Origin of the sequence: Pseudomonas syringae group sp. 243L2 (assembly GCF_032587875.1) — a bacterium.
Classification (GTDB): Bacteria; Pseudomonadota; Gammaproteobacteria; order Pseudomonadales; family Pseudomonadaceae; genus Aquipseudomonas; species Aquipseudomonas amygdali.
On the sequence record NZ_JAWHPL010000039.1, the window covers coordinates 1 to 11899 of the forward strand.

Below are 11899 nucleotides of genomic sequence, written 5' to 3' on the forward strand. Positions count from 1 at the left end.
CGTCAAGATTAAATTCCAGAAACCCTCATCGCTTACGCGTTGAGGGTTTTTGTTTTTCTGGGGTTCCACAAACCTCTGCATTCTCCTGAACTCATAAACACACCTCTCCGGCAGTCATTCAGACCAACATGCTTATGGCAATCCAGCGCGCTTGCCCTTATGGTTCGGCATCAGGTTCTACGCACCGGTCAAGGAAGCAAGCATGTCCGTTACAACCTCTCTGAGTGCAGGTTTCATGGTGGTTCAAGGCAACCGCCCGGATGAGCTGCGCAGTCTGGTGGTGTCGTGGATGCGACGTTATCCATTGGCCCCCCTGGAAAACGAGATTGCTCTGGTGCAGAGCAACGGCATTGCGCAGTGGTTGAAACTGGCGTTGGCCGAGGACGCTCAGGATGAAGATAGCGGTGGCTGTGGCATTGCCGCAGCCATAGACGTCCAATTGCCCGGTAGCTTCATGTGGACGCTGTACCGCATGGTTCTCGGAAGCGATGAAATCCCCTCGACTTCCTTGCTCGACAAGACCCCGCTGACCTGGCGCTTGATGCGCTTGCTCCCTGAACTTATCAATCAGCCGCACTTCGAGCCTCTGCAGCGTTTCCTGACCGACGACACTGATCTGCGCAAGCGCTATCAATTGTCCGAGCGCCTGTCAGATCTGTTCGACCAATATCAGGTTTACCGCGCCGACTGGCTGGAGGACTGGGCCGCTGGCCGCCATCAATTGCGCGATGGGCGAGGTCAGGCCAGACCGCTGTCAGCCGCCAATTGCTGGCAAGCCGAGCTGTGGCGCGCGCTGCTGGATGATGTCGGTGCCAAAGGTATGTCGCAGAGCCGAGCGGGTGTACATCAGCGTTTCATCGAGCGCATCGGCAGCATGACCGAAACGCCTCCGGGTTTGCCGGCACGCGTCATCGTTTTTGGCATTTCCTCGCTGCCCGCACAAGCGCTCGAGGCATTGGCGGGCCTGGCGAAGTTCAGCCAGGTTCTGCTCTGCGTTCACAACCCGTGTCGCCATCACTGGGCTGATATCGTCGCCGACAAAGACCTGTTGCGTCACCAGTACAAACGCCAGGCGCGCAAGACCGGAATGCCGATGGTCCTCGACCCGCAAGCGCTGCATCAGCATGCTCACCCGCTGCTCGCTGCCTGGGGCAAGCAGGGTCGCGATTACATCAATTTGCTGGACAGCCATGATGATCCGCGCAGCTACCGCTCTTCGTTCAAGGATGAGCGGATTGATCTGTTCAGTGAAGTCGAGCCCACCAATCTGCTGAATCAGTTGCAGGACGATATTCTCGAGCTACGCCCGCTGGATGAAACCCGTGAGCTCTGGCCGGCAGTCGATCCGCTGGAAGATCGCTCGGTCCGTTTCCATGTTGCGCACAGTGCGCAGCGCGAAGTGGAAGTGCTGCATGACCAGCTATTGGCACGGTTCAGCAAAGACCCGGGCCTGCGCCCGCGTGACGTGATTGTCATGGTCCCGGATATCGACAGCTACGCCCCACACATACGAGCGGTATTCGGGCAAATCGAACGCGAAGATCGGCGCTTCATTCCCTTTACGCTGGCCGACCAGGGGCAACGTGGCCGCGAACCCTTGCTGATTGCCGTTGAACACCTCCTCAAACTCCCGGACAGCCGCTTCCCGGTCAGCGAAATCCTTGACCTGCTCGACGTTCCCGCCTTGCGCGCGCGCTTCAGGATTCAGGAGCGCGATCTGCCAACGCTGCACCGCTGGATAGAAGGCGCCGGCATTCGCTGGGGCCTCAACGCACAGCAGCGTGCCGGTCTGGGGTTGCCGGATGCGCTGGAGCAGAACAGCTGGCATTTTGGTCTGCGGCGCATGCTGCTGGGTTACGCCGTGGGTGCAGGTGACGCTTACGACGGCATTGAGCCTTACGATGAGATTGGCGGGCTTGATGCCGCATTGATCGGCCCACTGGTAGCGCTGATTGACGCGCTTCAGGTGGCCCATACGGAATTATCGACACCCGCAACTCCGTACACGTGGGGAACGCGCCTGCAATCGCTGTTGCAGTTGTTCTTCCTCGCCGACAGCGAACACGACGATTACCTGCTCGCTCAGCTTGAAACACTGCGCGAAAACTGGCTGGAAACCTGTGAAGCGGTAGGGCTGACCGATGAGCTGCCGTTGACCGTTGTGCGTGAGGCCTGGCTGGCCGGGCTTGATCAGGGGCGTCTATCCCAACGCTTTCTGGCGGGCTCGGTCAACTTCTGCACCCTGATGCCCATGCGCGCCATTCCATTCAAAGTGGTCTGCCTGCTGGGCATGAACGACGGCGATTACCCGCGCGCGCAACCGCCGCTGGATTTCGACCTGATGGGCAGCGACTACCGTCCCGGCGACCGTTCGCGGCGTGAAGACGATCGCTACCTGTTGCTGGAAGCGCTGCTCTCGGCCAGAGACCAGCTCTATATCAGCTGGGTTGGCCACAGCATTCGGGACAACAGCGAGCGTCCTGCATCGGTTCTGATTGGCCAATTGCGCGATCACCTGGCCAGTGGCTGGAAGCTGGCTGGCGAGACCGAACCGGACGGCAAGCAGGACGATGGCGAGCGTTTGCTGAACGCGCTGACTGTGGATCACCCGCTGCAGCCTTTCAGTGCCAGTTACTTCCATGCAGGCACGGGGTATTTCAGCTTCGCCCGCGAGTGGCGCCTGCTGCATGAAACCGACCTTCAGGTGCCCATACCTCAAGCGCTTCCCCCCCATGAGCAGGAAGAACCCCTGTCCATTGCACAGTTACAGGACTTCCTGAGAAACCCGGTGAAGCATTTCTTCAGCCAGCGCCTGAAGATCTATTTCGAAGTCGCCGAAGCGCCGCTCGCCGATGAGGAACCGTTCGTGCTCGATGCGCTTGAGCGTTACGGCCTCAGTGAAAGCCTGCTCAGCGCAGCGATGGCTTCCCCTGACGATATGGATGTCGCCCTGAAAGCCCAGGCACTGAAACTGCAAGCCAGTGGCCTGCTGCCGCTCGCGGGGTTCGGCACCTTGATGCAGAGCGAGCTGATCGAGCCGTTGCCAGACGTCCTCAAGCGTTACCACGACCTGTTGACCCTCTGGCCCGAAACGTTGAGCAGCGCATTACCGATCAGTTTCAGCCATGGCAGTGTGAGTATCGATGGCTGGCTTGGCGGGCTGCACCGTAACGCTCGTGGTGAGCTGTTGCTGGTCACGGCGATTCCCAACAGCATCGGCTCGAAAAAGACTCGCAAATGGCACCGGCTGATTCGGCCGTGGGTCAATCACCTGGTTGCCTGCGCCTGCGAGCTGCCGTTGCACACGGCACTGGTCGCCAGTGACGAAACCCTCATGCTCGAACCGTTGGACAAGGACGCGGCCATTACCACGCTGAATCACTTGCTTATGGCTTGGCTACGCGGCATGCAAGAGCCTTTACCAGTCGCCGTCAAAACCGCATTTGCCTGGCTGGGCCAGCCCGCCGACAAAGCCGAAGCAGCAGCCCGCAAGGCCTACGAGGGTGACGGACAGACCACTGATGGTGAGCGCCGCGAAAGCACCGCGCTGGCCCGACAGTTTCCGGACTTTGACGCGCTGGTCGACAGTGAAGAGTTTGCAGGCTGGTGCGAGACGCTCTACAAACCGGTTTACGATGCGCCCTGGCAGTCGTTGTCTGGCGGGGAGGGTGGCGCATGAACGAACATTCCCTTCCTCTGGCACTGCGCTTTCCGCTACGCGGCAGTCAACTGATCGAGGCCAGCGCCGGGACCGGCAAGACCTTCACCATCTCCGCCCTGTACTTGCGCCTGGTGCTTGGGCACGGCACTGAACAGTCAGGCTTTGGTCGTGAATTGCTGCCGCCGCAGATCCTCGTGGTGACCTTTACCGACGCCGCTACCAAAGAGCTGCGTGACAGGATTCGTACCCGATTGGCGGAAGCTGCGCGGTTCTTTCGTGACGAGATTGCCGCACCTGACGGTTTGATTGCCGAGCTGCGCGAGCAGTTCGAGGCCGAGCAGTGGCCGGCCTGTGCCAGCCGTCTGGACATCGCCGCACAGTGGATGGACGAAGCCGCCGTCTCGACCATTCACAGCTGGTGCCAGCGCATGTTGCGCGAACACGCATTCGACAGCGGCAGCCTGTTCACCCAGACCCTGGAAACCGACCACAGCGATTTGCTCGGTGAAGTGTTGCGCGACTACTGGCGCCGCTTCTGCTATCCCATGAGCGGCGACGCGTTGACCTGGGTGCGGGAAAATCTGAGCGGTCCGGCGGCGTTGTTGCCGCGTGTGCGAGGTTTGTTTGGTCGTGATCGCAGCCCGCTCACTCAAGAGCCCGCCGAACTGATCGAGGCGTCATTGCAGGAGCGCCGAGCAGCGCTCGCTGCCCTGAAAGCGCCTTGGGCCGCCTGGGCTGAAGAGCTGTATGCGCTCTGTCAGGACGCCGTAGCCCGCAAAGTGGTCGATGGCCGCAAGATGCAGGAGCGCTACTTCAAGCCCTGGTTTGAAAAGCTTGCCGCATGGGCCGCTGACGACACACAGGAAACGCTGGACCTGGGAACCGGTTTCACTCGCCTGACCCCGGAAGGTGTTGCCGAAGCCTGGAAAAGTGATCCGCCTTCACATCCTGCTTTCGAGGCCATGGCACAGCTGAAAGCTGCGCTGGACAGCCTGCCCAAGCCGGATGCCGCGGTGTTGCAGCATGCGGCGCAGTGGGTAAGCGCCCGCTTTGAAGAAGAGAAGCGGCGCCGTGCCGAGATGGGTTTTGACGACATGCTGCTCAGGCTCGATGCCGCCCTGCACAGTGCTGGCGGCGAACGTCTGGCCACCCTGATTCGTGAGCAGTTTCCGGTAGCGTTGATCGATGAGTTTCAGGATACCGACCCGGTGCAGTACCGGATCTTCGACAGCATCTATCGCCTTGAGGGTAACGACGAGCAGACCGGGCTGTTCCTGATCGGCGACCCCAAGCAGGCGATCTATGCGTTTCGCGGTGCCGATATCTATACGTACCTGCGCGCCCGGCAGGCCACCGATGGCCGTTGGCACACGCTGGACACCAACTACCGCTCCAGCCATGCAATGGTCGCGTCGGTCAACCATGTCTTCACGCGCGCAGAGCAACGTCCGCAAGGCCGCGGAGCGTTTCTGTTTCGTGATGATCAAGGCAATCAGGTGCCGTTCTCCGATGCGCTGGCCCAAGGGCGCAAAGAGACCCTGGAAGTCAACGGCGCGCCACTGACTGCACTGACGGTCTGGCATCTTGAAAGCGAACAGCCGGTGTCCGGGGTTATTTATCGCCAACAGTTGGCGGCCAGTTGCGCCAGCGAGATCGTGCGCCTGCTCAACGCCGGTCAACAGGGCCGTGCCGGTTTCGCCATGCTTGATAAACCGCTGCGCGGGCTGCGTCCGGCCGACATTGCGATTCTGGTCCGCGATGGAAAGGAAGCGCAGGCGGTGCGTCAGCAACTCAGCGCGCGTGGCGTGCGCAGTGTTTATCTGTCGGACAAGGACTCAGTGTTCGCCGCTCAGGAGGCCCACGACCTTCTGGCCTGGCTCAAAGCCTGTGCCGAGCCCGATTCCGAACGTACGCTGCGTGCCGCACTGGCATGTATCACGCTTGACCTGCCGCTGGCCGAGCTGGAGCGTCTGAATCAGGACGAGCTGGCGTGGGAACGGCGCGTTATGCAGTTTCGTGGCTATCGTGCCGTATGGCGCAGCCAGGGCGTGCTGCCGATGCTGCGCCGCCTGCTACACGACTTTGCCCTGCCGCAGACATTGATGACGCGCACCGACGGTGAGCGAGTACTGACCAACCTGTTGCACTTGTCTGAACTGCTGCAGCAGGCCGCCGCCGAACTTGACGGCGAACAGGCCTTGATTCGGCATCTTGGCGACCACCTGGCACTGTCCGGTCAGGCTGGCGAAGAACAGATTTTGCGTCTGGAAAGCGACGAGCAACTGGTCAAGGTGGTGACCATCCACAAGTCCAAGGGCCTGCAATATCCGCTGGTATTCCTGCCATTCATTTGCTCCTCGAAACCCGTGGACGGCAGTCGCCTGCCACTGCAGTTTCATGACACCGACGGCAACTCGCAGATCAGCCTGCAGCCCACCGAAGCGCTGATTCAGCAAGCCGATGAAGAACGTCTGGCCGAAGACCTGCGCTTGCTCTACGTGGCGCTGACCCGTTCCGAACACGCTTGCTGGCTGGGCGTTGCCGACCTCAAACGCGGCAATGCCAGCAACTCGATGCTGCACCGTTCGGCGTTGGGTTATTTGCTGGGTGGCGGTGTTGCGCTGGCCGAGTCGGCAGAGCTGAAAGTCTGGCTGCGTGATCTCGCGCAAGGCTGTGATGCGATTGCCTTGCAGCCTGTTCCCGAGCCCACTGACGAACGCTTCAGTGCGCCGCGCAACGAAGCCGCGCTGGTCAAACTGCTGGTACCCAAACGTCGCGCTGCCGAGAACTGGTGGATCGCCTCCTACAGCGCCCTGCGTATCGGCGACACCGTAACCACCGGTGCCGATGAATCGCCTGACAGCCCGCAGGCACAGAAGCTGTTCGACGACGAGCGCCTGGACCCTGAAGCGCCGCGTGACATTTTGACCAGCGGCGGCGATATCCACCGCTTTCCGCGTGGCCCCAACCCCGGCACCTTTCTGCATGGACTGCTTGAGTGGGCTGGCAACGAAGGTTTTGCGGTGACCGCTCACGCGCCGGACAAACTGCAGGACGCCGTTGCCCGGCGCTGCAATCGGCGCGGTTGGGCGGGCTGGATCAATACCCTGAGCGATTGGCTGCAGCACATGCTGAACATGCCGTTGCGTCTGTCGCCGGATGCCACACCGGTCGCGCTGGGTGAGCTGGACCAGCCCAATCAGTACCGCATAGAGATGGAATTCTGGTTCGCCAGCAACAACGTCAATGTGGCGCAGATGGATGCCCTGGTACGCCGCTTCACCCACAACAACGCGCCGCGTGCCGCGACCGAGACGGTTTCGCTCAATGGCATGTTCAAAGGCTTTATCGACCTGACGTTCGAACACGACGGTCGTTATTACGTGGCTGACTACAAGTCCAACTGGCTGGGCACCGACGACACTGCGTACACCGAACTGGCGATGGAAACCGCCATTCTCGACAACCGCTACGACCTGCAATACGTCCTGTACTTGCTGGCGTTGCATCGTCAGCTCAAGGCACGGATGGCCGACTATGATTACGACCAGCACATGGGCGGTGCGCTGTATCTGTTCCTGCGCGGCAGCCGTTCGGTCTCTCAGGGCGCGTATTTCGTCCGTCCACCACGCGAACTGATAGAGAGTCTGGACCTTTTGTTTCAGGGTAAACCGTTAGCGCATGACCTGCCGGGAGCATTGGCATGAGCCGCTCGTTCGATGATCTGTTGCCTACCGCGCTGGACGACATCAGCCTCGCTGAATTGAGTCCGCTGACGCGCGTCGGCGATCTGTTGATCCTGCTGGAGCGCTGGGTCGAGCGCGGCTGGTTGCGTGCGCTGGACAAAGCATTTGTCGCGTTCCTCAGTGACCTCGATCCGCACGCCGATCCACTGGTGCTGGTGGCTGCGGCGCTGACCAGCCATCAGCTCGGTCACGGCCATGTCTGCCTGGATCTGTACGAAACCCTGAAAGAACCGGACTTCGCCCTGTCATTGCCACCCGAGGGCGATCAGCAAGGCGGGACAATGCTGCTGCCCTCGCAACTGCTGGCAGCACTGGATGGCGCCGCCTGGTGCCAGGCGCTGGCGCGCAGCATGCTGGTGGCCGAAGCCGAAGTCGGAGACTCAAGTGCCGAGGCGCTGCAAAAACCATTGGTGCTTGCCGAGCGACGTTTATACCTGCGCCGCTACTGGACCTATGAACGGCGTATCGCCGCAGCCTTGCGTCAGCGCCTGGCGCAGAGCGAAACGCCGCCGGAGGATCTGCCGCAGCGCCTGAATGCCCTGTTCGGGCCTGCGAACTCAGCGCCTCAAGCCATTATCGACTGGCAGAAACTTGCCTGCGCGCTGGCGACCCGCAAGGGCTTCAGCATCATCACCGGTGGCCCTGGCACCGGCAAGACCACAACCGTGGTGCGCTTGCTGGCGTTATTGCAGGCCCCGGCGGTGCAGAGTGGCCAGCCGTTGCGCATCCGTCTGGCGGCACCTACCGGCAAGGCGGCGGCCCGGCTGACCGAGTCCATCAGCCAGCAAGTGCAGAGCCTGGATGTCAGCGACGACGTACGGCAGAAAATCCCCAGCGAAGTCACCACCGTCCACCGCCTGCTGGGCAGCCGCCCCGGCACCCGGCATTTCCGTCACCATGCGGGCAATTTACTGCCGCTGGATGTGCTGGTGGTTGATGAGGCGTCAATGATTGACCTGGAAATGATGGCCAATCTGCTCGACGCATTACCGCCGCATGCGCGCATGGTGCTGCTCGGCGACAAGGACCAGTTGGCGTCCGTTGAGGCGGGTGCCGTACTGGGCGATTTGTGTCGCGACGCCGAAGAAGGTTTTTACAGCCCTGAAACTCAGGCCTGGCTGGAAGCCGTCAGCGGCGAAGACCTTGGCAAGGGCGGTTTGCGCCAGGGCGATGCACAGCAGCATCCGTTGGCCCAGCAAGTGGTGATGCTGCGCCACTCGCGTCGTTTCGGCCAAGGCAGCGGCATCGGCCAGCTGGCCCGACTGGTCAACCTGCAGCAGGACCAACAGGCCCGCGCGCTGCTTGCGGCGGGCAGTCACGACGACCTGTTCGCCCTGGCCCTCAAGGGCGAACAGGATCTGAAGTTCGAACGCCTGGTCCTCGACGGTCTTGGCAGGGGCGAGCAAGGTCCGCAGGGTTACCGGCATTACCTGAACGTACTCGCCGCCGAGCGGCCCGCCGACGATTCGGCACTGGACGACGCGTGCTGGACCCGTTGGGCGCGCTCGGTACTCAGCGCCTTCGACGCCTTTCAACTGCTGTGCGCTGTACGCAAAGGCCCGTGGGGCGTGGAAGGCCTGAACCAGCGCATCACTCATGCGCTGTTCAACGCGAAGCTGATTGAAAGCGAACAGCAATGGTACGAAGGCCGCCCGGTGTTGATGACCCACAACGACTATGGCCTGGGCTTGATGAACGGCGACATTGGCATCACCTTGCGCCTGCCCGAGCGCGACGGCGACGGCAAGCAAGTGCTACGTGTCGCGTTCCCGCGCAACGACGGCAGCGATGGCGTGCGCTTCGTCCTGCCCAGCCGCCTCAATGAGGTAGAAACCGTGTACGCCATGACCGTACACAAATCCCAGGGCTCGGAATTCGCCCACACCGCCCTGATCCTGCCCGAAGCGCTCAACCCGGTACTGACCAAAGAACTCATCTACACCGGCATCACCCGCGCCAAACACTGGTTCAGCCTGATCGAACCCCGCCACGGCATCTTCGAAGAAGCCCTGCGCCGCAAGGTCAAACGCCTGAGTGGGCTGATGTTGGGGCTTTGAGCCTGCCCGTGATCACGCCTAAGCCGCCTGCAAAGTCGTGAAGGCTCTGAAAAGCTGGCGTCTGCCCGGATGGAGCGGAAGCGGACCGGGCGCCAGTGGGAGCGGACTCGTCCGCGAACTGCCGGGAACCGGCAGCAACGGTGCACACGGTACATCAGACGCAACTGAGGCAGCCCGTCTAAGGGCCGCCGCAGATCCGACACAACACCTCACACGCCATAATCCACATACCGCGCCATGAGATTCGGTCGGCTAAACGTGTCAATCGCATAAACCCGCTGCCACATGGCATCGACTTCCGCTTTGAACGTCTCGTTATCCATGTCGATCCAGTAACGAGGGTTGCGGCCGCGCTGCTGATCGTAACTGGCAGTGACCGGGTCCAGGTGCCGGTACGGTTCAAACAACGGGATATCCGGAATCGGGCCGCTTGTGTCCATGTAGTTTTGCAGGAAGTCCCAGAGAGCACAGGGGCGTTGCTGGAAATCATCAGGGCCGAGTAATGCGTGAAAGTTGATGCACTGCTCCTCGTATCGATGCTGGAGCATCAGGCCGTGATAGCAGCCATGACGATCATGCGTGGTGGTCATGTAGGCATCGAACTCGTAGAACGGCGCGATGAACTCTTCGATCACCCCTTCTTTTCGATGGCGTTTGTAGCCGAAGATTGTGACGAGACCCGTTCTGCGGTTTAGCTCCCAGAGTGGGCCTTTTGGCGGGCGGAACCAGAGGCGGGGAAAGTGATTGATTACGATGTGGCCGATAAGCCAGCTGAGCAACGGAATGCCTAGCAAAAACGGGTAGAGGCCTATTAGCAGCTCGACAGTGACCTGTTGCCATGAGTCATCGCAAGCGTGGACAACAGCGATGTGTGAGATTATTGAAATTGGAAAGAGGATAAGGAAGCCTACTTTTCCAAACAGTAGAATAAATATCCAGAATTGAGATCTGAATGGAAGCTGTGAAAATCTAAAGCGTTCCTGATCAAAATTCTGATGGAACTCCACGTCTTCAAATATTCTGGCTTTATAGGTTCCGAGGTTTTTTTTTCGGTCATCCTCTATTTTCACCCTCTCCCAGAATCTCATTTTTTCTGGGGTGGATTGTCTAACGATCCTTGGTGTAGCCACTTGCTGAGTCAGACCCCATGGCAGGCGAAACTTGTAAGTCGCGCGTGACTTTCGAATATACGGTCTTTGCTCAGGGATATTGTGAGGGTTATAGGCTTTATGTCCATAGCAAGTGTGTGTCTTTGATTCAGTCATTCAAAGATACCTTATGCGTTGTTTCATCTGCCCAAAAGGGTCGATTGATGACTTCAAAATTTGGTACTGCCCATTTTGAACTATATTTAGTCGGGTCTTTGACCGGAGGCGATGGGAAATATAAATTCTCTCTTCCGTGAGTTAAAACGAACTGAGCCCTTACAGCCCATTTATAATAATGCCTGCTGTTGCCAGTTGATGAGATCTGGGTAGTCGGTGTGGTGAAAAACAGCTCAATCGCATTAGGATAGAGGCGCTGCGCATTGGGGCGTGTTGCTTTATCTGTGACTTCAACTGTTGCCCGGTAGGGAACGCCTTGATTATTGATCCTTTCAAGAATGCGGCAGTGACGGCAGTCGGCTTGAATGCTGACACTGTGAAGGCTGCCAATAACGCCTGGTAGACGGCTCTCTAAACGAATGACGGTGTCAGCGCTGCGTATGGCATGCGGTATTTTTGCGTGGGTATCAAATGTGGCGTGCTGTTCGTGAGCCGGATTTCTCTCTATTGAGATACTGATACCCGCAAGCAGGCTTGCCAGCCGGTAAAAGGCCTCTAATGGGTCCTGTAAATACAGGTCAATTGAATGGCTCTCACCGAATGGTCCGTTTGCTAACCAGGACTCCAGTGGCGTTGAGCTCATAATGATGACCAAACCCACGCCCATGCCGATCAGCAGCAACGCCGCCCAGCCTAGCGGATTGAGGCCGAAGTAGACCGTTAGCCCCCCGACTATCGAACCAAGAGCGCTTAGTAGACCGCCCATGGAAATTAGCAGATAGCCATATATAGCTTGATCATTCCATTGCCATGCATACCAAATGTCATATAGGTTGATAGTGCAAAGTAGACTTCCTGAAAGTATTTGAGCGATCAGGCGGCTGGTGATTTGCTTGGTTACAACTTCGCCAAGTGTCTTTCCAAGCCAGCGTTCTGCGCCTTCTTCAGAGATTACCCACAGAGACTTTCTACTTAAAAAATCTTTTGGTTGGCTACCCAGTAATTTTACAGTCAGCGCCTCCAGCGCGATAGTCAGATCTACAATAGCGCTGATGATGCCGGCGGTTGCCCTTGCACTATTCTTTTCTCGCATTGTCTGTTTCAGAGCCTCACTCTCCGAACTCACATTCCAAACCTCCAACATCAACACCGCCAGACAAAACGGTGTCG

At 59.2% G+C, this 11899-nt stretch carries 4 protein-coding genes and 1 pseudogene; 3 read left to right on the forward strand and 2 right to left on the reverse strand.

The features are described 5' to 3' along the window. Positions 1-202 precede the first annotated feature (202 nt). From recC to recD, 3 genes are read left to right on the forward strand one after another with little or no spacing between them, the layout of a single operon-like run. Positions 203-3679: an exodeoxyribonuclease V subunit gamma gene (gene recC, locus RYB66_RS23025; RefSeq protein WP_057404083.1), complete on the forward strand. Its 3477-nt coding sequence runs from the start codon at positions 203-205 to the stop codon at positions 3677-3679. Then, positions 3676-7368 carry an exodeoxyribonuclease V subunit beta gene (gene recB / locus RYB66_RS23030; RefSeq protein WP_316895542.1) on the forward strand — a complete coding sequence of 1231 codons (3693 nt, stop codon included), beginning with the start codon at positions 3676-3678 and terminating at the stop codon, positions 7366-7368. The genes recC and recB overlap by 4 nt, the downstream gene beginning before the upstream one ends. Further along, the gene (gene recD / locus RYB66_RS23035) at positions 7365-9464 is read left to right on the forward strand and encodes an exodeoxyribonuclease V subunit alpha (protein WP_122351149.1); all 2100 of its coding nucleotides are present in this window, start codon (positions 7365-7367) and stop codon (positions 9462-9464) included. Before recB ends, recD begins: the two co-directional genes overlap by 4 nt. 209 nt (positions 9465-9673) lie before the next feature. Here recD and RYB66_RS23040 read toward each other — a convergent pair whose 3' ends face one another. Both RYB66_RS23040 and RYB66_RS26730 read right to left on the reverse strand, forming a co-directional pair. Continuing rightward, positions 9674-10552 (reverse strand): hypothetical protein, encoded by an 879-nt coding sequence (locus RYB66_RS23040; protein WP_316895545.1) that lies wholly within the window; start codon positions 10550-10552, stop codon positions 9674-9676. An 898-nt stretch (positions 10553-11450) separates the two neighbouring features. After that, a pseudogene (locus tag RYB66_RS26730) lies at positions 11451-11552 on the reverse strand (hypothetical protein); the annotation flags it as partial. Positions 11553-11899 lie beyond the last annotated feature (347 nt).

What these genes read in the sequence shown, in the direction of transcription:
- recD (WP_122351149.1), top strand. Translation starts at nt 7,365, where the DNA reads ATGAGCCGCTCGTTCGATGATCTGTTGCCTACCGCGCTGGACGACATC.
- recC (WP_057404083.1), top strand. Translation starts at nt 203, where the DNA reads ATGTCCGTTACAACCTCTCTGAGTGCAGGTTTCATGGTGGTTCAAGGC.
- RYB66_RS23040 (WP_316895545.1), bottom strand. Translation starts at nt 10,552, where the DNA reads ATGAGATTCTGGGAGAGGGTGAAAATAGAGGATGACCGAAAAAAAAAC.
- recB (WP_316895542.1), top strand. Translation starts at nt 3,676, where the DNA reads ATGAACGAACATTCCCTTCCTCTGGCACTGCGCTTTCCGCTACGCGGC.